Genomic DNA, 21,099 nt, shown 5'->3' with positions numbered 1-21,099 from the left:
GATGTACTTGAATCTCTACAACTAAAATCACTGCAACTAAACTGCTGCACGATACCATAATAACGAACTATGCTCTGGTGACTCACACGCAGAACTGCTGCCATTGAAAGTGGGAAGAAAAACCTCACCTCACTGGCATGAGAAACTTACAAGCGCCTTATTTAACTTATTATTGTGGCAAATTGTATGATTTATTCAAATCTGTTAGATTGATCACAATATTTTAGCGGAGATATCATGATGAAATTAGCCGTTTACAGTACCAAACAGTATGACCGTAAATACCTCGAATTGGTCAACAAAGATTTTGGCTTTGAATTAGAGTTTTTCGATTTTCTGTTAAGCCCCAAAACCGCAAAAATGGCGGCTGGCTGTGATGCGGTTTGTATTTTCGTCAACGATGATGCTTGTCGCGAAACATTGACAGAATTAAAAGAAGTCGGCGTTGAGATTTTGGCATTACGCTGTGCCGGCTTTAATAATGTGGATTTAAAAGCAGCGAAAGAGTTGGGGATTCCGGTGGTGCGCGTTCCGGCCTATTCACCTGAAGCCGTCGCTGAACATACCGTCGGTATGATGATGAGCCTTAACCGCCGTATCCATCGTGCTTATCAACGCACCCGTGATGCCAACTTCTCGCTGGAAGGCCTAATTGGCTTCAATATGCATGGCCGCACCGCGGGGATCATCGGCACCGGTAAAATTGGTGTTGCCACCATGCGCATCTTGAAAGGTTTTGGTATGCGTTTGCTAGCCTATGACCCTTACCCAAGCCAGGCGGCGTTGGATTTGGGGGCTGAATATGTCGACCTCAAAACCTTATATGCCGAATCGGATGTTATCTCGCTGCACTGCCCGATGACGCCAGAAAACCACCATTTGCTCAATAAGCAATCCTTTGAACAAATGAAAGATGGCGTAATGATCATCAATACCAGTCGTGGTGGTCTGATTGACTCTACAGCGGCAATCGATGCACTGAAACAGCAGAAAATCGGTTCACTCGGCATGGACGTGTATGAAAATGAACGCGATCTATTCTTTGAAGACAAATCCAATGACGTGATTCAGGATGATGTCTTCCGCCGTCTGTCTTCTTGCCATAATGTGTTGTTTACCGGGCATCAGGCATTCCTGACAGAAGAAGCGCTGACCAGTATTTCTAACACCACCATGCAGAATATTGCGCAACTGAAAAAGGGCGAGCCTTGCCCGAATATTGTTTCTGCCTAATATAGGTATACCCAATAGATATCAAGCGGCAGGAAGGCCAAAAGTGAGATAACCCCGATGAGCTTACTAAAGTAAGTGATTCGGGTTATTGAACGTAGCCAACACACCTGCCGTTTGAAAGATGACGGGTATCAGCGAGCCGGACAAGCGCCACGCATTAATGCCCACTCCTCACAGCGTTTACCATCCGGCAGTTGACACATGCCGACGCTACCTCCATTAAGTTGCTTGGCAATGGTCAATACACCGCCGGCATTGGCACAATTGACGGCCGCCGGATTCGCCATATTGAGATGATGAACATTGGCACTGGTGGCTTGTTGTACTGGCTCAGCGGTATCGTTATTGTTTAAAAATCGAGAGGTTGATGCTGTATCTGTTGGGTCATTGCTGCTACAAGCGGCTAGAAAGAACACAGTTCCGCCCACAAACCAAGATAATGCATTCATTCTTTATGCTCCGGCATGAGAAATATATAGCGCTATAATAGGTTCATATAATAACTGTTATAATTAAAACACAACATAAATAAGCAGAGTGCGCTAATTTAATTTAGCCCAGATCAAAACAGACTATCGAATTATCGCGCTATTCTGGCGCTAAGGGTTGGAAAAAATAAGCAAACCATATTAATCATAGTAAAGAATCAAACACCTACAGTTTGTACAAAATAAAACGGGAATAATTATGATTACTGATTTACTACTACGAATTACTTTAGCGGGTGCTTTGGGAGGATTGATTGGGCTTGAACGTCAGCTGCGGGCTAAAGATGCCGGATTAAGAACCCATATCCTGGTGGGTATTGGTAGTGCCATGTTTATGATTGTTTCAAAATATGGTTTTGAGGATTTACTGACATTAGAACACGTCAGTTTTGACCCCAGCCGTGTCGCGGCACAGGTCGTCAGTGGCATGGGCTTCCTCGGTGCCGGGACCATCATGATTCAAAAACAGATGGTCAAAGGGCTTACCACCGCCGCCGGGATGTGGGTCACCGCCGCTATTGGTCTGGTGATTGGTAGTGGTCTATATGAGATTGGTATTTACGGCACCATGGTGACATTAGTAGTGCTGGAGATCTTCCGCCAGTTAAGTAACCGATTTATTGGTCAACACCATTTTGTTTCTATTAAGCTACTCGCGGACAGCGTGCCACGTATTTTGATTGCGATGCAAAAATTAAAATTACATCCTATTAATCTGTCCGTTACTCACAAACCTGAGAAAGGTGAGCATGAATGTGAACTCACGATGGAAGTCACCTTACCACCAAGAAAAAATCTGGATCAGGTTTATGAAACATTATTGGCCGTCGAGGGGATACATCAGTTGGACATTAAATAGCAGTTGGACATTAAATAGTTGTACTGCAAGCACTGTATGACGAGTATAAAATCACAGTTATCCCCTTCCGCGTTATCGCCACAGGGTTACGATAACGCGGAAGTTTGCAGTATGACGAGTATATGTCTAATGCATCGGCGTCTTCGACAGCAGGTTAATCACCAACACACCGGCGATAATCAATGTCATACCGGCAATGGCCGCCCAGTCTAATTTCTGCTGGTACATAAAAGTGGCAGCGACGGACACTAATACAATCCCCAATCCTGACCAAATAGCATAAGCAATACCCAATGGCATGGTTTTCACCACCTGTGATAACCCCCAGAAAGCAATGCCATAACCAATCACCACTACAATAGAGGGCACCAGACGAGTAAAGCCATCAGAGGCTTTTAGCATTGTGGTGGCTACCACCTCGGCAACAATTGCCATCATTAAATACATGAAACCACTCATTATCAGTCTCTCATTTCAGCATTGGGTCGACATTATGCCCGCCGATGATTAAATGGTCATTAAATCTGTTTACGCTTCACAATTATTTCACAAATAAACTCAGCGCCGCGCAATTATTGTGTGCCGAAGTGGCAAGTAATATCTCATCGCTGTTAACAATAGTTTTCTAATTGTAATAATTATTATCTGAAAGCCACAATATAACCCCAAATCCGCTATTCGTCTTATTCACGACATAACCTATCGAGCCGCCGCCACACAAATGCGATAACGGGCAAAAATACTCTCTGCTAGAATTTCATTATTAGTTCAAATAGTCAGAGACACCCCGCACTTCTTTTGTTCCGGCATGACTTGCAATGTGAAGGTATAAATTAATGATTACTACTGACGGTAACAGTGCCGTAGCTTCTGTGGCCTATCGTGCCAGTGAAGTTATTGCCATCTACCCTATTACGCCAAGCTCCACCATGGCAGAACAAGCTGATGCCTGGTCAGGTGATGGTAAAGTCAATATCTGGGGTGATGTTCCCCGCGTGGTTGAAATGCAGTCTGAAGGCGGGGCCATTGCGACGGTGCATGGCGCACTGCAAACTGGCGCATTGTCGACTTCGTTTACCTCCTCGCAGGGATTGCTGTTAATGATCCCGACCCTGTACAAGCTGGCTGGCGAGCTGACACCTTTTGTGCTGCATGTGGCAGCGCGCACCATTGCGACCCATGCCTTGTCTATTTTTGGTGATCACTCCGATGTTATGGCTGTGCGGCAAACGGGCTGTGCGATGCTGTGCGCCAGCAGTGTGCAGGAAGCGCAAGATTTCGCCCTGATTTCCCAAGTAGCAACTCTCAATAGTCGCATTCCATTTATTCATTTCTTTGATGGTTTTCGCACCTCACACGAAATCAATAAAATTGTACCGCTCAGTGATGACACGCTGCGCCAATTGCTGCCGCAGAAAGGCATAGACGGCCACCGCAGTCGGGCGCTTTCGCCGGACCATCCGGTGGTGCGGGGTACCTCCGCTAACCCGGATACCTATTTCCAGTCTCGTGAAGCCACTAACCCTTGGTATAACAATACTTATCAACATGTTGCCGATGCAATGCAGGCTTTTGCTGAAGCCACTGGGCGTGAATATAAGCCATTTGAGTATTACGGCCACCCACAGGCGGAGCGCGTTATCATTCTGATGGGTTCAGCGATTGGTACCTGTGAAGAAGTGATTGATAGCTTGCTGACCCGCGGGGAAAAAGTGGGCGTACTGAAAGTGCGCTTATTCCGCCCCTTCTCTGCTGAACATCTGCTCAGTGTCTTGCCGCAATCAGTGACTAAAATTGCGGTGCTGGATCGCACCAAAGAACCCGGTGCACTGGCCGAGCCACTTTATCTTGATGTCATGACGGCGCTGGCTGAAGCCTATAGCCGTGGTGAGCGAGCCACATTGCCGAAAGTGATTGGCGGCCGCTATGGTTTATCTTCCAAAGAATTTGGCCCCGATTGTGCACTGGCGGTGTTCAAAGAATTATCACTTGATTTACCGCGCCCGCGCTTTACCGTAGGGATTTTTGATGACGTGACGGGTCTGTCCTTACCGCTCACTGATGAGAAAATCGAACAACGCGCCACATTGGAAGCCCTGTTTTACGGCCTTGGTAGTGATGGTTCGGTCTCTGCGACAAAAAATAACATTAAGATTATCGGCAACAGTACCTCGCTGTATGCCCAAGGTTATTTTGTTTACGACTCGAAAAAGGCCGGTGGCCTAACCGTCTCTCACTTGCGTGTCAGTAAAACGCCTATCAATTCGGCTTATCTGGTCAGCCAGGCCGATTTTGTCGGCTGCCATCAGTTACAGTTTATTGATACCTACCAAATGGCGGAACGCCTCAAGCCCGGCGGTATCTTCCTGATCAATACCCCGTTCAGCGCCGATGAAATATGGCAGCGTCTGCCGCAAGAAGTTCAGGCGGTACTACACCAGCGCAATGCCCGTCTGTTTGTGATTAATGCGGCAAAAATTGCCCGCGAATGCAAACTGGGTGCGCGTATCAATACCGTGATGCAGATGGCGTTCTTCCATCTGACACAAATATTGCCAACGGCTATGGCACAAGAACAATTACGGGCAGCCATTGACCGTAGCTACAGTAATAAAGGGCCGGAAATTGTTACTCGTAACTGGCAGGCGCTGGATGCCACCCTTGATGCATTGGTAGAAATCCCACTGCAACCGATTGATGAAAATAGCCCGATGCGCCCACCGATTGTCTCGGATCAAGCGCCTGATTTCGTGAAAACGGTCACTGCCACCATGCTGGCCGGTTTAGGGGACGCCCTGCCCGTTTCGGCCTTCCCACCTGATGGCACCTGGCCAGTGGGCACCACCCAGTGGGAAAAACGCAATATTGCGGAAGATATTCCTATCTGGCAGCCTGATCTGTGTACCCAGTGTAACCACTGCGTTGCGGCTTGCCCGCACTCGGCCATTCGCGCCAAAGTAGTTCAGCCGGATGCTATGTCAGGCGCACCAGACAGCTTGCAATCGCTGGAGGTGAAAGCCCGCGATATGCGGGGACAGAAGTATGTCTTGCAAGTTGCTCCGGAAGACTGCACTGGGTGTAATCTCTGCTATGAAGTCTGCCCGGCGAAAGACCGGCAGAACCCAGAAATCAAAGCCATCAATATGAAACCGCGGCTGGAACATCTGCTGGAAGAAAAAGCCCACTATGATTTCTTCCTCAAATTGCCGGAAATCGATAAAACGCAAATGGAGCGCATCGATATCCGTACCTCACAGTTGATCTCGCCGCTGTTTGAGTATTCCGGTGCTTGCTCTGGTTGTGGTGAAACGCCCTACATTAAATTACTCACCCAGTTGTATGGCGATCGTCTGTTAATTGCCAATGCCACCGGTTGCTCTTCAATTTATGGTGGCAACCTGCCGACCACGCCTTATACCACCAATGCCGATGGCCGTGGCCCCGCCTGGGCTAACTCACTGTTTGAAGATAACGCCGAATTTGGTTTGGGCTTCCGCCTGACTGTTGACCAACATCGCCAACGGGTTATCCGTTTGATCAATCAATTGGCAGCGCAATTGCCGCAGGAATTGGTCAACCAACTGCTGAATGAGGAGGCGACACCTGAAGTTCGCCGTGAGCAGGTCACACAACTGCGCCAGCTGTTAAAAGATATTCCGGGTAATGACGCACAACAATTGGCAACCGATGCAGATTATCTGGTCGATAAATCCATCTGGCTGATTGGTGGTGACGGTTGGGCCTACGATATTGGCTTTGGTGGCCTGGACCATGTGCTCAGTCTGACGGAAAACGTTAATGTGCTGGTGTTAGATACCCAATGTTACTCCAATACCGGTGGTCAGCAATCCAAAGCAACCCCGCTGGGCGCGGTGACCAAGTTTGGCGAACATGGTAAACGTAAGGCACGCAAAGATTTGGGCGTCAGCATGATGATGTATGGTCATGTTTATGTCGCACAGATTTCGCTAGGCGCGCAACTGAATCAAACTGTTAAAGCTATTCAGGAAGCGGAAGCCTACCCGGGTCCGTCTCTGATTATTGCTTACAGCCCTTGCGAAGAACACGGTTATGATTTGGCCTACAGTCATGACCAAATGAAGCAGCTAACAGCCACCGGCTTCTGGCCACTGTATCGCTTTGACCCACGCCGTACCGACGAAGGCAAAGTGGCTTTGGCGCTGGATTCTCGCCCACCAAACAGTGATTTGACCACCACATTGCTCAATGAACAGCGTTTCCGGCGGCTCAATACCCAAGAGCCAGAGGTTGCTGCACAGCTGTATGCTGCGGCTGAAAAAGATCTGAAAAAACGGTATGACTTCCTAAGTTTGCTCGCGGGGAAAACCGAAAAAGCGCCAACAGAGTAATCTTCTAATATAATGCGCGCCCCTAAAACCAGTCAGTGAAAAGCTGACTGGCGAGGTTAATGACAAAGTGCCCGCAGCGGTGAAAACAGGCAGATCGTAAAGACGCCGTAACCCCTTCCCTGGGGGCTCGACCCGCGCCCTCCCTGGCGCGGACGCTTTACTCTTCTACCTGCCTTCACCTTGCAAGATCGAGTTCTCGAGGTTTGTCAGCAGTCTGAGCAGTCAGTGAAAAGCTGACTGGCTTTTTTTAGGCTACCCATGGTGAGAAACTACAAATATTCACCATTAGTCTCAATCACTTTTTGATACCAATAAAAACTTTTTTTACGGTAACGATCCAAAGTGCCATTACCATCATTATCTTGGTCTACATAAATGAAACCATAGCGTTTATTCATTTCCGACGTTGACGCGCTAATCAGATCGATAGGCGCCCAAGAGGTATAGCCCATCAATTCAACCCCATCTTTGACGGCCTCTTTCATTTCCTTTAAATGGGAACGGAAGAATTCGATTCGATAGTCATCATTGATTTGGTTGTCCTTATCAATTTTATCAACGGCCCCCATCCCATTCTCCACCACAAATAATGGGATTTGATAGCGGTCGTACATATCATTTAGTGCAATACGCAAGCCGACCGGATCAATTTGCCAATCCCAGTCAGTGGTCTTCAAATACGGGTTTTTAACGCCGCCAGCAATATTTCCACCCACTTTATCCATCTTATCGGCATTAACACTGGTCACCAACGACATGTAATAACTAAATGACAGAAAATCTACGGTATGTTGTTGCAGAATCTCTTCATCGCCGGGCTGCATGACGATGTTAATACCTTTTTCCGCAAAACGACGCGTCATATGACGTGGATAACGGCCACGGATTTGGACATCCGAGAAGAAATAGTTAAGTTGATTTTCCTGGTAAGCCAGCAATACATCTTCCGGCGCACAACTTTCAGGATAGGTCAGCAAGCGAGTCAACATACAGCCTATTTTGGCGTCCGGTGAAATTCGCTTACAGTGCTTAACAGCTAATGCACTAGCGACAAACTGATGGTGCAACGCTTGATAAATAACCGATTCAATTTCATCTGCGGGGAGGCGCTCAGTAACAATACCGCCGGAAGTAAATGGATGGCGAATTAAACTGTCGATCTCATTAAAGGTCAGCCAATACTTTACTTTATGTTGGTAGCGTTCTAAAACAGTAGTCGAAAATTTTTCAAATAAATCGACAGTTTTTCTGCTACTCCAACCACCGTAATTATTGACCAAATAGATTGGCATTTCATAATGTGAAAGTGTGACTAAAGGTTCAATACCGTTCTTATGCATTTCATCGAATAATTCATCATAAAAACGTAAGCCCTCTTCATTCGGTTGTTCTTCAATGCCATTGGGGTAAATGCGTGTCCAGGCAATAGATACTCGCAAAACTTTAAAATTCATTTCGGCAAATAGCGCCATATCGTGTTTATAACGATGATAAAAGTCTATACCCCGACGCTTTGGATAATCACTCGCATCCTTGGCAGCAATAGCATCTGCAATTTGTTGATTGCTGATTTTATAATGCTTCTCATACTCTTCACGTTTGAGATCTTTTTTATGAATTGCCATGTCGGCGGTAGATAAACCTTTGCCCCCTACATTCCAACCACCTTCAACCTGATTAGCGGCGACAGCGCCCCCCCACAGAAATCCCTTAGGAAAACCTTTAATCAATAAATCTGTCATCTTATATCTCCAATATATATTTAGGCTGAGGCAGGAAGCACAGTCATTAATGTATTGCTACGATCAATACTGTCTCTCTCAGTGACCAGAATATCTTTGTAGTCGTCGGTATTAGCAATAATAACTGGTGTTGTTATATCAAATCCTTTAGCCAATAGTGCATTAAGGTCGAATGTTAAAAGCAGTTGCCCTTTGGTGACAATATCACCTTCATTAATATTATTTTTAAAAAATTCGCCATTTAATTTTACCGTATCAATACCTACATGAATGAGAATTTCCACCCCTTCATCAGAGATAATTCCTATTGCATGGTGAGTATGGAATAATTTTGACACAACGCCATTCACCGGCGAATAGACCAAACCTTCTGTGGGATAAATAGCTATTCCCTTCCCTATTATTTCACTGGCGAAAACGCCATCTTTAACATCAGTCAACGGTACTATTTTTCCATTAAGTGGTGCATTCAATAAGACTTCAGTTAATACAGTTGCTGAGTTATTTCGAGATAATTGACTATTTGATGAGCTATCTGGACGCGATACCACACTGCTTTCATCTATTTTCTCATCAAAACCTAATATATAAGTCAGTACTGTTGATAAGACAAATGCCATCGATATACCAATAACATAATAAGCAAAAGTATTGGTCATAAATGCGGGCAGCGTAGTCAATGCGGGGAAAACATAAGCCATCACTGTGGTGCCCATGGCGCCAACAAATCCTCCAGCAATAGTTCCTGCAATAAGGGAAGCAATTAATGGACGCTTATATTTGATGGAAATACCGTAAACAATCGGTTCGGTCACCCCGGCAAATAACGCGGGAACCATAGTGGACAAGGCGAAGGATTTTAATTTCTTATCCTTGGTTTTAAGGAACACACCAAATGCAGCGCCAGCCGAAGCGAATGTTGCGGTGGCCGCAGCGGGCTTAATGGTATCAAAGCCATGTAATGCCAGGTTATTCAGCATCACAGGGACTAATCCCCAATGTAAGCCAAACATAACTAACAATGTCCAGCCACCACCAATAATTGCACCCGTCAGCATACCGCTTACATTATTCATATAAGCAATACCGGCACCAATGCCATCCCCCAGATACACACCAATCGGCCCAACAGCAATAACGATTACCGGTACCATGATGAGCAGCCCAAGCATAGGGACAGCAATCATTTCAATACTTTGATGGATGAAGCGTTTTAAAAATCGTTCAAGATAAGAGTAAGCCCAAATAGCGAGGATGGCCGGGATCAGGGTTGATGAATACTTCATCAGCACTACGGGGATCCCCATAAATTCGACAATATCCCCCTGATTTTTCATCAACCCTGTAAATGTAGGCTCCAGTAATGCCCCCACTATTGCCACTGACACAAATGGGTGAGCATTGAAAGATTTAGCGCATGAGAACGCTAATAAGAGTGGAAGGAAATAAAATACACTGTTACTGGCCGCAGCCAGAATTTTATAAGTGCTACCGGTCGGGTCAATAAAATGATACGTCGATAAAATAACCAGCAATGCTTTTAACATACCAGCACCAGCCAGAGCCGGCACAATAGGGACTAAAATGGACGACATTTTATTAAAGATACGGCCGACTATATTACCTTTCTTATCAGGTGATGACTCACCGTCTATTGATGACACATCTCCTTTAATACCAAACTCGTCAACGATCACATTGTAGACTTTAGTCACATCGTTACCAATAACAACTTGATATTGGCCATTACTTTCAACAGCTAAAATTACACCTTCTAATTTATCTAAAACTGATTTATTGAATTTTTTGGAATCTTTTAGAGAAAACCTTAAACGTGTAATGCAGTGAGTGAGCGAAACAATGTTTTCCTTCCCACCTACATGTTCAATTATTTCCCCTGCCAGCATATTATATGCGCCCATGGGATAACCTCAATTAAATTGATAATCTATTGAATCCATTTATTTTATGGATGATTCTTTTTAATTAATATTTTAATGCTCTATTTAAGTCAGCACTCTGACATGTTCAATGTGAATGGCGAGAAACATCATTTCGTCACTTGTTAATTCCCGGCCATAGTCATGTTTGATAAACTTATTTATTTTCTTGGTGCACTCATAAGACGTAGAATATTTTTCTGCAACGACATCATGCAAAGAGTTATCATTGGTCATGACATAAGTATTACTGAGTAAACGGTGAGAAAAGAATTTCAAATGTGTCACAAAACGTTGGAAATTAATTGATTCTTCTTCATATTCAATATTGAAGTGATATTTAACGATATTCAATAAGTCTTGAATGACTTTTGACACATTCTCTATATCAGGCATGGTGCCGTCTTTTTGTGAATTCAACAGATGAAGTGCAATAAATCCAGCCTCATCTTCAGCAAGATCGACATTAAGTTTTTGTTTAATATTTTCTAATGCAGAAACACCAATAATAAATTCATTACGGTAGAGACGTTTGATATCCCAAAGTAGCATATTTCTAACATGGACTCCTTGCTTCGCTCGTTCAATAGCAAAACTAAGATGATCCAACAGTGAAGCGTAAACACTCTTATGAATTTTTCTATCTAATTTGGTCGTGGCTTGTTTAACAATATCCAGGACGATATCAAACAGCTCCTCAGGGAGATCCTGAAAAGCATCATGGGTTTTATCAAAGCTATTTTCTGCATCAAGACGGAATATTTTTTGAATGCCAGCTTCATCAACCAGATCATTGGGCTTTTTATTGAAACCAACGCCTTTACCAATAACAACACATTCTTTCCCACTAAAATCGTGAGCGACGACCACATTGTTATTCAGAACTCTTTGTATTCTCATATTCCACCCAAAAAAAAAGGCAAAACTTAAAAGAGTCATTCTCTTTTAGGTTTTGCCTGTTCTTACACAGTAACAATCCGTTGAAGCCACTACATCATAAAGGATGGATTGTGGCAAGTTGCAATAATGATTCTTCCTTTTTTTGTGAACTATTTCACAAGCTATAGATGAGCTCCTTTCACAAATCTCATATACCATGCCCCACATGCCAGAGATTAAAACACTAATATATATGCTTGTTGAATGATAAACTTATGTCATAGCAGCACTGCCCGTCATGCCCCTAACTGGATATGAGTCAAGAACAAATGCAAGAGAAACAAGTGGTTAACCAAAAAAAACAATACGATTTGAACAAATTACAGAAACGCCTGCGCCGCAATGTCGGCCAGGCGATTGCTGATTTTAATATGATTGAAGAAGGTGATCGCGTCATGGTCTGCCTGTCAGGGGGCAAAGACAGCTACACCATGTTGGATATTTTGCAGAACCTGCAAAAAAGTGCGCCAATTAACTTCACCCTCATCGCGGTTAATCTGGATCAGAAACAGCCAGGTTTCCCTGAAGATATCCTGCCTGCCTATCTGGATAAGCAAGGTGTTGAATACAAGATTGTTGAAGAGAACACTTACGGGATTGTGAAAGAGATCATTCCGGAAGGGAAAACCACCTGCTCACTCTGTTCGCGCCTGCGCCGTGGGATTTTATACCGCACCGCCACTGAACTGGGAGCCACTAAAATCGCGCTGGGTCACCATCGCGATGATATTCTGCAAACGCTATTCCTGAATATGTTCTATGGCGGCAAACTGAAAGGCATGCCACCCAAACTGATGAGCGACGATGGCAAACATGTGGTTATTCGCCCACTGGCCTACTGTCGCGAAAAAGACATTGAGCGTTTCGCTATTGCCAGAGAGTACCCAATTATTCCTTGTAACTTATGCGGCTCGCAACCTAACCTGCAACGTCAGGTGATAAAAGATATGCTTCGTGATTGGGATAAACAGTATCCGGGGCGGATCGAAACCATGTTCAGCGCCATGCAAAATGTGGTGCCATCACATTTAAATGATCACAAGTTGTTTGATTTCAAAAATATCACCCACAATAGTGAAATTGTTGATGGCGGTGATTTAGCTTTTGATCGTGAAGAACTGCCACTACAACCGGTTAGCTGGCAGCCAGAAGATGCTGAAGATGGCGATACACAACCGCTGGTTCGCCTCGATGTACTGGAAATCAAATAAGCAAGTATCAGGTGTTGCTTCTCACCGTTCAGGTGTAGAGGCAATCCTTTCGTCTGCCTTACCCATTGTTCTTCCTAAAAAACAAAAAAATGCCGATGTTGAGACAACATCGGCATCGTAACAATTATGTGCTATGCAGTAATTCAAAAATAAAAGTATTACAAATATGGAGCGCAACGCCCATCGCTTGACGTTGCATTCACCTGCAAAGTGATAATGCCTGAGTCATCACGGTCAAATCTTGATATCGCTCAATTTTGCAGTGATTAGCGTGCTACCTGGCACACTCTTTTACTCGCTTGCGAATAGCTAATTAGAGCCATTTACTGTGCTTTAACCACCATGCAACACCGAGCACCAACACCACCAACATCATACAAAATGTCGCAAAACCAAAAGAGTCGGTATTCCCAGGAATACCACCAAGGTTGACACCAAACAGCCCAGTTAAAAAGGTGGTGGGCAAAAATACCATAGCCAACAGTGACATGGTATAAGTACGCCGGTTCATCGCATCGGCCATTAATGAACTAATTTCATCGGACAGCACCGCAGTACGCGCAATACTGGAGTCTAAATCTTCTAAACCCCGCCCCAAACGCTCTGAAATTTCCTGCATGCGACGCCGATCATCATCATTCATCCACGGCAAGCGCTCACTGGCTAACCGAGAGAAAACATCGCGCTGGGGGGCCATATACCGCCGTAGTACAATCAATTGCTTACGTAACAATGCCATCTGCCCGCGCGCTGGGATTTTTTGCTCCAATAAATCATCTTCGAGATCGATAATTTTATCGTGTAAGTCTTCGATAAACTCACTGGTATGGTCGGTCAGGCCATCGACAATCTCCACCAGCCAATTGCCACTGTTGGTGGGGCCAGTGCCACTTTGTAAATCGTTGAGCACATCATCAATCGAGTAAACTTTGCGATGCCGGGTTGAGACAATCAACTTATCTGTCATATAAACCCGGATAGTGACTAGCTGGTCAGGCCGGGCATCATTATTGAAGTTAATCCCTCTGAGGGTGATCATTGTGCCGTCACCCAAGCGGGTCACTTTCGGCCGGACACTTTCACCCGCCAAACCATCGCGAACAACTTCAGGCAATAGCGGGGTATTTTGCAACCAGGCTGCGCTGTCCGGGTGAGTGTAATCCAGATGCAGCCAACATGGCTGCTCTGCGGTAGCAACAGCATCGGGGCTGATTGATGTTACGCCCCCTTTACCATCGAGTTGATAAGAATAAACGGCATCAGAAACTTGAAGTGCTTTTCCTGCGACTACATCCACGACAACATCCTCAATTTCAGCATTTATCATGCAATTAGCTCAGTGTAGCGCCCACCCACTGATATTTAAAGGTGATGTATGCGGATAGCTTGCTATCACTATAAAACAATCGAAATACACTTTATATTAGAGCATCGTAAATGCAGCTATCCGATTCATTAACTATATGTTTCCGGACAACAGAATTTATCTCAAACAATCAGATCTTATATTAAGGATACATAATAATAAAGACAGAAGAAGCCCTCAAACTTTGAGGTACAATTTTTGCTAATTATCACGTTATATATTCAAGGGATATTGATTATGAAAACCAGTATTATTACGTTAATGAAAGCATTCATTGGTGGCGCAGGAGCAGGGTTTGCATTTACTGGAGGGTTATCATTTTTAGTCCCCACATTAACCATTACTACATCCCTTGCATTTACATTCGCAGCAATTGGCAGTGTATTAATTTCCGGTATCTATCTGAGCAAACAGTGGGGGAACTGAATTGGAGCCACTCTCTTCCCTCTGGTACTCACCGCAGACCACTGATGAGTTGACGAAGTTCTACTGTATCATCTGTATTTCTTACATGTTGGTGCATATCACATGGGATTGTATTTCAAAAAAGACGCCAAAATTTGCATTGGAAAATCTGCAATATAAGCTTAATGAACTATATTCATCATCAACGTTTGCTACTAGCTCATTTTTTATTGTGATAATTTTTGATATGAAAAACCCATTAAGAACATCTGATGCTTTTATATTTCCACTCATAGTAGCATCATTGACTGGTTTTATGATCTCTATATCTGCCATTGTTCCTAAGCAGGATAAAATAAAACAGTCTGATTAGCATAATATAAATAACTTATAGATTAAGTTTCGACTCAACCAATTAACCCGCAAGAATGAATTCCCTTGTAAGTTAATTGGTTAATGACAACTAGTGCTTAATGATGTAAATCATTTGGCTATATGCCACATCTTCTGGGTTAGTAATCGGGTAACCTTTCACCCAAGGTTTAATTAAGCGCCCGTTAGTAAATTGATATATAGGTGCTATTGGCACCTGATCTGCAATAATTTGTTCGGCTTTATTATAATCATCACTCAGTGCTTTAGGATTAGTTTGTTTACCCGCTTCACTCAGCAAACGGTCATAATCTGCACTCGTAAACTTAGCGATATTACCGCTATGGGTCGAGGTCAGTAATGACAGGAATGTAGAAGGCTCATTGTAATCCCCAACCCATGAAGCACGGACCACATCAAAATTTCCGGTGTTGCGGCTATCAATATAGGTCTTCCACTCTTGGTTAATCATTTGAACATCCACACCCAATGTTTTTTTCCACATTGAAGCAATGGCGATGGCTAACTTTTGATTATTATCTGATGTGTTATACAGCAGCGATAATTTTAATGGCTTATCAGGCCCATAACCCGCCGCATGCAGTAGCGCTTTAGCTTGTGCATTCAGTTCTTCCTGATCTTGTTGTTGTAATAAATTGGTCACCGGATGATAGCCAGCCGTGACATCAGGGGTAAAGTGGTAGGCAGGCTTTTCCCCGGTACCCAAGACTTTTTCAGCGATAATTTTACGGTCTATTGCATAAGATAATGCTTTACGCACCCGAACATCATTTGTTGGTGCTCGCTGGGTATTAAATGCGTAATAATAAGTGCCTAATTGGTCGGGGGTATAAACCTGATCAGGAATATCTTTTAATAGTTTCTGATAGAGATTTTTAGGGAAAGATTCCGTAATATCAATATCACCTGCCTGATAGCGCTTAGTAGCATTAGCTTCCTGATTGATAGGAATAAAAGTTACTTTGGTGAGGACTGTATGAGCATGGTCCCAATAATAGTCGTTTGGCACCAATACCAACTTCTCATTCACCACTCTATTTTGTAATTTAAATGCGCCGTTCCCCACCAGATTACCGACTTTAGTCCAGTCACTACCGTATTTTTCAACCACGGTTGATGGTACCGGGAATAAACTGAAATTAGCAGTCAGGCTGGGGAAATAAGGCACCGGCTTGCTGAGTTTGACTTTGAGAGTGTAATCATTAACAGCACTGACCCCAAGAGTTTCTGGTGGCATTTTTCCGGCAATAATCTGTTGCGCATTCTCCATGCCAGCCAGCTCGGCAAACCAGGCGAAAGGAGATAAACTTTTAGGGTCAACCAAGCGACGCCAACTATATACAAAATCCTGTGCGGTCACTGGGTCACCATTCGACCATTTAGCATCTTTGCGTAACGTAAATATATAGGTTTGGTTATCTGACGTTTTCCAATTTGTCGCAACGCCTGGAATTATCTGTCCATGCGAATCCTGGTTAACCAGCCCTTCGAATAGATCACGGGCAACCTGAGCTTCGATTAACCCAACCGCTTTCATTGGGTCAAGGGACGCAGGCTCATCTTTAATATGACGAACAAGTTCTTGTTTTTCAGCCAATACAGTGCCAGCAGGGACATCAGCAGCATTTGCCGCGCCCAGCGCTGCCCCCACCAATACGGCACATAATGCATAACGGAAATAGCGCATAATTATTAACCTTTTCGTTGTCGTTCCATTTCAGCGAAAGTCACTAACTCTTATCAACATAAACTAGCAGATCAATTGGTTCAAAGTAATAATGCTAAATGATATGTTGGGTGTAATATGCATATAATTTGGAATAACAGAATATCATGAGTCAATATCGCCCCCGCTCCACACGGGGAAATCTGGTTACCTTAGGGCAACACTACGGTACCTCTCTGCTGGGAGCGCCACTGATCTATTTTGCGGCCGCAAATCCATCAGCGCAAACCGGGCTAATTATCGCGGGGACTCATGGCGATGAAAGTGCGGCAATTGTAGCCCTCTCCTGCGCGTTACGTAGCATTTCCCCTGAACAGCAGCGCCACCATGTGATATTGGCAGTCAATCCTGATGGTTGCCAATTGGGGCTGCGGGCTAATGCCAATGGCGTAGATCTTAATCGTAATTTTCCGGCAAAAAACTGGCAGGCTGGCGAAACAGTATATCGCTGGAACAGTGCGGCGGATGCAAGAGATGTGGTGTTATCGACTGGAGAGTGCGCCGCCTCCGAACCCGAAACTCAAGCATTGTGTGCATTGATTACGCAGTTGTCTCCGCGCTGGGTAGTCTCTTTTCACGAACCATTAGCCTGCATTGAAGACCCTGATAGTTCAGCATTGGGGGAACAGTTGGCGGCAAACTTTAACTTACCACTGGTGACGAATGTGGGTTACGCCACTCCGGGGTCATTCGGCAGTTGGTGTGCCGACATCAGCTTACCTTGTATTACGGCGGAATTCCCCCCCATCTCTGCCGATGCAGCCAGTGAATGTTATCTGGCTGCCCTGATAGACTTACTCACCAGACCGGATTAAGCCGATAAATCAATAGCACCGGTCGAAAAATGTAACCCATCATCGACATCGTGTTGCAACCACGTAGGGCCATCCAGATCAACAAAGCGGGCACCTGGAGCCAGTGGCAATGCAGCACGTATTGCGCGAGATGTACACAACATACAGCCAAGCATAATGGCAAATCCGAGCGATTTTGCCTGTTCGGCCAATAGCAATGCTTCGGTTAACCCACCGCTTTTATCCAGTTTAATGTTGACCATGTCATAACGGCCAACCAATCCTGCCAAATCAGCGCGAGTATGGCAACTCTCATCGGCACAAATAGGCAGTGGGTGAATAAAGTTCTGCAAGGAATCATCATTTCCAGCGGGTAATGGCTGCTCCAACATAGCCACCCCTAAATCTGCCAGTAACTGGCAACGCGCGGCTAAACCCTCAGGCTGCCAGGATTCATTGGCATCTACAATTAATGTCACTTCTGGTGCCGCGCTGCGGATTGCCACCAAACGCTCAGCAATCAGGTGGTCATCCAGTTTTATTTTCAATAAGTTAGCGCCTTGATGTACCAATGCGCTCGCACTGTACGCCATCGCTTCCGGAGTCCCGATACTGACAGTCTGGGCCATAGAGATATGGGCGACCGGTGCAGTCTGAGTCAACTGCCATAAACTCTGTTGTTTTTGCCAACTCTCCAACTGCCATAACGCACAATCGACCGCATTCCTCGCCGCCCCAGCAGGCAATAACTGTTGTAAACCCTCACGCGAAACACCCTGCTCAACGGCGCTGGCCACCAGGGCTAACTGTGCCATCACAGAAGATTCACTTTCTCCATAATGTGGATATGGAGTACATTCACCAAAAGCATGAATGCCCGCTTCCTCAATCTCGACAACCACAACTTTTGCTTCGGTACGGCTTCCGCGGGAAATCACAAATGCGGAATGTAGAGGCCAGGACTCGGGATAGCAACGCAGGGTTCTCATTATAGTTCCTCAGAAGAATTCAGGGGTTGACGGTCGGTATTAGAACCTAATGTCAGTAAAATCTAAATTATTTAGCAAATTTCTCATATCCAAGCCGCTATTGTTACCTTAAACTGAGCTTCGTGTTACACATCTGTAAAAGGGATCAAATAATGACACAGACAGTACATTTCCAAGGCAATCCAGTGACCGTTGCAGGTCAACTACCGCAACCCGGCGATAAAGCTAAAGATTTTACTTTGGTTGCGAAAGATTTATCTGATGTTGCTCTGAGCAGCTTCGTGGGCAAACGTAAGGTTCTGAATATTTTCCCGAGTATTGATACCGGTGTTTGTGCCGCATCTGTACGCAAATTCAATCAATTGGCTGGCGAACTTGAGAACACCGTTGTTCTTTGTATCTCCTCTGACCTGCCATTTGCTCAATCACGTTTTTGCGGTGCTGAAGGCCTGAGCAACGTGACGACGCTGTCAACCTTGCGTGGCGCAGATTTCAAACAAGCTTACGGTGTGGCAATTACTGAAGGCCCATTGGCAGGCTTGACCGCTCGTGCTGTCGTGATTCTGGATGGTCAGGACAATGTTATCTACAGTGAGTTGGTTAACGAAATCACCACTGAACCAGACTATGATGCTGCACTGGCAGCACTGAAGTAATTCGAACTACTTTGGTTTAAATAGAGTTTAATACAAACGGCTGCCCCTCTCAGGAACAGCCGTTTTTTATGGTTTTATCTTTTATACCCGCCATACGTCAAACTACAGGTGGGTTATACACCTTATTCTTCTTCACTTTCATCACTGGCGGAGCGCTTACTACTCAGGCCATATTCACGTAGTTTATTGGCAATTGCGGTGTGAGAAACACCAAGGCGCTTGGCAAGTTTACGTGTGCTGGGATAGTTACGATAAAGTCGTGTTAAAACAGAGCGTTCAAAACGTTTGCTAATATCGTCGAGCGAACCATCAAGCACTTCATCCCCCAGAGCCGCTTCAACCTCAAACTCCGGCAAGACGATATCTTGTGGCCGTAACTCCGCCCCTTCCAATTGGGTCAAAGCACGATAAATCGCATTTTTCAGTTGGCGGACATTACCTGGCCAACCATAATTGGTCAGAAAACCACTCAGTTCAGGCGCTAGTTTCGGCCGAGGCACACCCTGTTCGTCAGAGAATCGCGCAACAAACAGTGCTGTCAGTGGCATGATATCGGCTTGGCGCTCACGCAGAGGCGGTAAAGTGATAGTCAATACATTAAGGCGGTAATAGAGATCCTCGCGGAATTCGCCACGCTGTACTAATTCCACCAAATTCTTTTGGGTGGCACAAATAACCCGCACATCCACATGCACCTCATGCTCCTCTCCGACACGGCGGAAAGTTCCGTCATTAAGGAAACGTAACAGTTTGATCTGCATGCGAGGCGACATTTCGCCGATTTCATCTAACAGTACTGAGCCACCATTAGCCTGCTCAAAGAAGCCTTTTTTACCCTCAACAGCATTGGGGTATGCTCCTGCGGCATAGCCAAATAGCTCACTTTCTACTACATCATCGGGTAAAGAAGCGCAATTCAGGCCGAGGAAAGGCATTTTCCCGCGCGGGCTGCGTAGATGGCAAGCGCGTGCCAACAGGTCTTTGCCGGTGCCGGTATCACCCACCAACAGTAGCGGCGCATCCAACATGGCTAATTTACGTGCTTGGTCAAGTACTTGACGCATTTTAACGCTGGTGGCAACAATCTGTTTAAATTCGGTATCATCATTTACCGATAAGATTTGCAGCTGTTTCCCCATGCGAGCGGTCGATTTTAACATCACGACAGCGCCTACCGTCTGACTCTGCTGATTTTCGTCTTCAAGCTGAATCGGGGTGATCTCCATCAGGTAATCCTGATTATCGATCAATACACGTTCGGTATGAGGTGCAGTTTCCCCCCCATCGAACCAACGAGCAAAATTATATCCGCCCAGCAAACTACCCGCGGTTTTGTGACGAACCTTCTCCTCATTAAGGGAGAAAAGCTCACGGGCAGCCGGATTAGCTAACTCAAGGTTACCTTTTAAATCGATAGAAAATACCGGCTCTGGCATGGATTCAAGTAGCGCCCGCAGCGAACGATGTTCTCGCTCAGATGGCATAAAGGAGACGGTGCGGACGTCAGTCACTCCATCAATGCGTCGAATATCCATCATCAACGCACTAAATACACTGAAATCCAGCTGTGAGAAATTCAAATAAATACGGCCAATCGGATCAATTTCGATCCCACGTAAATCAATGCCGCGTAAAACCAAGAGATCAAGTAACTCTCTGGTGAGACCGATTCGGTCTTCGCAAAAAACTTCCAAGCGCATCAGTATCGACCTTATGTAGGGCAGGTGCGGAATATCTGTCTATGATAATACCCTGTCCCCCCTTACTGATGAAGCAGTCTGTCAGCAAAAGTTGACAGGAATCGGCTTTTTGCTGTGTTTTCTATCCAATTGAACTCACAAAGATAAGATCATCAACCCCTATCAGCACCGTATATAGCGAGTTATTAGTTTTTATACTAATAATTTAGAATTATATAATGACGCATGCCGTCAGCATTCTCGTCAAGAACCAGTGACACTTTGCTTTATATCGGCCAACTGGCTATA

16 protein-coding genes are annotated in these 21,099 nt (G+C 45.0%); 7 read left to right on the top strand and 9 right to left on the bottom strand.

What is annotated here, in order from left to right; translation table 11 throughout:
* The first annotated feature begins 240 nt into the window (after positions 1 to 240).
* The gene (locus FGL26_RS04750; RefSeq protein ID WP_005169606.1) at positions 241 to 1,233 is read left to right on the top strand and encodes a 2-hydroxyacid dehydrogenase; all 993 of its coding nucleotides are present in this window, start codon (positions 241 to 243) and stop codon (positions 1,231 to 1,233) included.
* A 131-nt stretch (positions 1,234 to 1,364) separates the two neighbouring features.
* Here the strand turns inward: FGL26_RS04750 and FGL26_RS04745 are convergent, their stop codons facing one another.
* The gene (locus FGL26_RS04745) at positions 1,365 to 1,682 is read right to left on the bottom strand and encodes a putative hemolysin (RefSeq protein WP_005169605.1); all 318 of its coding nucleotides are present in this window, start codon (positions 1,680 to 1,682) and stop codon (positions 1,365 to 1,367) included.
* A gap of 238 nt (positions 1,683 to 1,920) precedes the next feature.
* Here FGL26_RS04745 and FGL26_RS04740 point away from each other — a divergent pair, with 238 nt between their 5' ends.
* Positions 1,921 to 2,580: an MgtC/SapB family protein gene (locus FGL26_RS04740; protein WP_005169602.1), complete on the top strand. Its 660-nt coding sequence runs from the start codon at positions 1,921 to 1,923 to the stop codon at positions 2,578 to 2,580.
* A gap of 126 nt (positions 2,581 to 2,706) precedes the next feature.
* Here the strand turns inward: FGL26_RS04740 and FGL26_RS04735 are convergent, their stop codons facing one another.
* The gene (locus FGL26_RS04735) at positions 2,707 to 3,039 is read right to left on the bottom strand and encodes a DMT family transporter (RefSeq protein ID WP_005160972.1); all 333 of its coding nucleotides are present in this window, start codon (positions 3,037 to 3,039) and stop codon (positions 2,707 to 2,709) included.
* A 377-nt stretch (positions 3,040 to 3,416) separates the two neighbouring features.
* Between FGL26_RS04735 and nifJ the strand changes: the two genes are divergently transcribed.
* Positions 3,417 to 6,950: a pyruvate:ferredoxin (flavodoxin) oxidoreductase gene (nifJ, locus tag FGL26_RS04730; RefSeq protein WP_005169599.1), complete on the top strand. Its 3,534-nt coding sequence runs from the start codon at positions 3,417 to 3,419 to the stop codon at positions 6,948 to 6,950.
* A 269-nt stretch (positions 6,951 to 7,219) separates the two neighbouring features.
* Here the strand turns inward: nifJ and FGL26_RS04725 are convergent, their stop codons facing one another.
* The 3 genes from FGL26_RS04725 to licT form a co-directional block, all read right to left on the bottom strand.
* Entirely contained in the window at positions 7,220 to 8,692 is a 1,473-nt protein-coding gene (locus FGL26_RS04725; RefSeq protein WP_005169596.1) for a glycoside hydrolase family 1 protein, read from the bottom strand.
* A gap of 20 nt (positions 8,693 to 8,712) precedes the next feature.
* Positions 8,713 to 10,614 (bottom strand): beta-glucoside-specific PTS transporter subunit IIABC, encoded by a 1,902-nt coding sequence (locus FGL26_RS04720; RefSeq protein WP_005169593.1) that lies wholly within the window; start codon positions 10,612 to 10,614, stop codon positions 8,713 to 8,715.
* An 84-nt stretch (positions 10,615 to 10,698) separates the two neighbouring features.
* Positions 10,699 to 11,532, bottom strand: a complete 834-nt coding sequence (gene licT, locus FGL26_RS04715) for a BglG family transcription antiterminator LicT (protein ID WP_032902751.1) — start codon at positions 11,530 to 11,532, stop codon at positions 10,699 to 10,701.
* A gap of 308 nt (positions 11,533 to 11,840) precedes the next feature.
* On the opposite strand from licT, the gene ttcA reads away from it, so the two are divergent.
* Positions 11,841 to 12,782: a tRNA 2-thiocytidine(32) synthetase TtcA gene (gene ttcA / locus FGL26_RS04710; RefSeq protein ID WP_005169587.1), complete on the top strand. Its 942-nt coding sequence runs from the start codon at positions 11,841 to 11,843 to the stop codon at positions 12,780 to 12,782.
* Between the two features lie 313 nt (positions 12,783 to 13,095).
* On the opposite strand, the gene zntB is transcribed toward ttcA, so the two are convergent.
* Positions 13,096 to 14,079 (bottom strand): zinc transporter ZntB, encoded by a 984-nt coding sequence (zntB, locus tag FGL26_RS04705; RefSeq protein ID WP_005169583.1) that lies wholly within the window; start codon positions 14,077 to 14,079, stop codon positions 13,096 to 13,098.
* A gap of 306 nt (positions 14,080 to 14,385) precedes the next feature.
* Here zntB and FGL26_RS04700 point away from each other — a divergent pair, with 306 nt between their 5' ends.
* Complete coding sequence (locus FGL26_RS04700; RefSeq protein WP_005169580.1) at positions 14,386 to 14,574, top strand: hypothetical protein; 189 nt, start codon at positions 14,386 to 14,388, stop codon at positions 14,572 to 14,574.
* Between the two features lie 442 nt (positions 14,575 to 15,016).
* Here FGL26_RS04700 and FGL26_RS04690 read toward each other — a convergent pair whose 3' ends face one another.
* Entirely contained in the window at positions 15,017 to 16,633 is a 1,617-nt protein-coding gene (locus FGL26_RS04690; protein ID WP_005169575.1) for a peptide ABC transporter substrate-binding protein, read from the bottom strand.
* Between the two features lie 146 nt (positions 16,634 to 16,779).
* Between FGL26_RS04690 and mpaA the strand changes: the two genes are divergently transcribed.
* The gene (mpaA, locus tag FGL26_RS04685) at positions 16,780 to 17,487 is read left to right on the top strand and encodes a murein tripeptide amidase MpaA (RefSeq protein WP_005169573.1); all 708 of its coding nucleotides are present in this window, start codon (positions 16,780 to 16,782) and stop codon (positions 17,485 to 17,487) included.
* Here the strand turns inward: mpaA and ycjG are convergent.
* On the bottom strand, positions 17,484 to 18,455 hold the full coding sequence (gene ycjG, locus FGL26_RS04680; protein WP_005169570.1) for an L-Ala-D/L-Glu epimerase: 972 nt from the start codon (positions 18,453 to 18,455) through the stop codon (positions 17,484 to 17,486). The two genes, mpaA and ycjG, sit on opposite strands and share 4 nt — an antisense overlap.
* A 152-nt stretch (positions 18,456 to 18,607) precedes the next feature.
* Between ycjG and tpx the strand changes: the two genes are divergently transcribed.
* Complete coding sequence (gene tpx, locus FGL26_RS04675) at positions 18,608 to 19,111, top strand: thiol peroxidase (RefSeq protein WP_005161000.1); 504 nt, start codon at positions 18,608 to 18,610, stop codon at positions 19,109 to 19,111.
* A 122-nt stretch (positions 19,112 to 19,233) separates the two neighbouring features.
* Here the strand turns inward: tpx and tyrR are convergent, their stop codons facing one another.
* Positions 19,234 to 20,811, bottom strand: coding sequence for a transcriptional regulator TyrR (gene tyrR, locus FGL26_RS04670; RefSeq protein ID WP_005169566.1), 1,578 nt, complete (start codon positions 20,809 to 20,811; stop codon positions 19,234 to 19,236).
* Between the last annotated feature and the right edge of the window lie 288 nt (positions 20,812 to 21,099).

The sequence above is a fragment of the Yersinia enterocolitica subsp. enterocolitica genome (assembly GCF_901472495.1).
Classification (GTDB): domain Bacteria; phylum Pseudomonadota; class Gammaproteobacteria; order Enterobacterales; family Enterobacteriaceae; genus Yersinia; species Yersinia enterocolitica.
The sequence above is the reverse complement of the archived record's forward strand: the minus strand, read 5'-3'. Positions and strand labels throughout refer to the sequence as shown.

Excerpts from the sequence above, each read along its gene's own strand:
- FGL26_RS04750 (WP_005169606.1), top strand. The coding sequence starts at position 241 with ATGAAATTAGCCGTTTACAGTACCAAACAGTATGACCGTAAATACCTC.
- FGL26_RS04745 (WP_005169605.1), bottom strand. The coding sequence starts at position 1,682 with ATGAATGCATTATCTTGGTTTGTGGGCGGAACTGTGTTCTTTCTAGCC.
- FGL26_RS04740 (WP_005169602.1), top strand. The coding sequence starts at position 1,921 with ATGATTACTGATTTACTACTACGAATTACTTTAGCGGGTGCTTTGGGA.
- FGL26_RS04735 (WP_005160972.1), bottom strand. The coding sequence starts at position 3,039 with ATGAGTGGTTTCATGTATTTAATGATGGCAATTGTTGCCGAGGTGGTA.
- nifJ (WP_005169599.1), top strand. The coding sequence starts at position 3,417 with ATGATTACTACTGACGGTAACAGTGCCGTAGCTTCTGTGGCCTATCGT.
- FGL26_RS04725 (WP_005169596.1), bottom strand. The coding sequence starts at position 8,692 with ATGACAGATTTATTGATTAAAGGTTTTCCTAAGGGATTTCTGTGGGGG.
- FGL26_RS04720 (WP_005169593.1), bottom strand. The coding sequence starts at position 10,614 with ATGGGCGCATATAATATGCTGGCAGGGGAAATAATTGAACATGTAGGT.
- licT (WP_032902751.1), bottom strand. The coding sequence starts at position 11,532 with ATGAGAATACAAAGAGTTCTGAATAACAATGTGGTCGTCGCTCACGAT.
- ttcA (WP_005169587.1), top strand. The coding sequence starts at position 11,841 with ATGCAAGAGAAACAAGTGGTTAACCAAAAAAAACAATACGATTTGAAC.
- FGL26_RS04700 (WP_005169580.1), top strand. The coding sequence starts at position 14,386 with ATGAAAACCAGTATTATTACGTTAATGAAAGCATTCATTGGTGGCGCA.
- FGL26_RS04690 (WP_005169575.1), bottom strand. The coding sequence starts at position 16,633 with ATGCGCTATTTCCGTTATGCATTATGTGCCGTATTGGTGGGGGCAGCG.
- mpaA (WP_005169573.1), top strand. The coding sequence starts at position 16,780 with ATGAGTCAATATCGCCCCCGCTCCACACGGGGAAATCTGGTTACCTTA.
- ycjG (WP_005169570.1), bottom strand. The coding sequence starts at position 18,455 with ATGAGAACCCTGCGTTGCTATCCCGAGTCCTGGCCTCTACATTCCGCA.
- tpx (WP_005161000.1), top strand. The coding sequence starts at position 18,608 with ATGACACAGACAGTACATTTCCAAGGCAATCCAGTGACCGTTGCAGGT.
- tyrR (WP_005169566.1), bottom strand. The coding sequence starts at position 20,811 with ATGCGCTTGGAAGTTTTTTGCGAAGACCGAATCGGTCTCACCAGAGAG.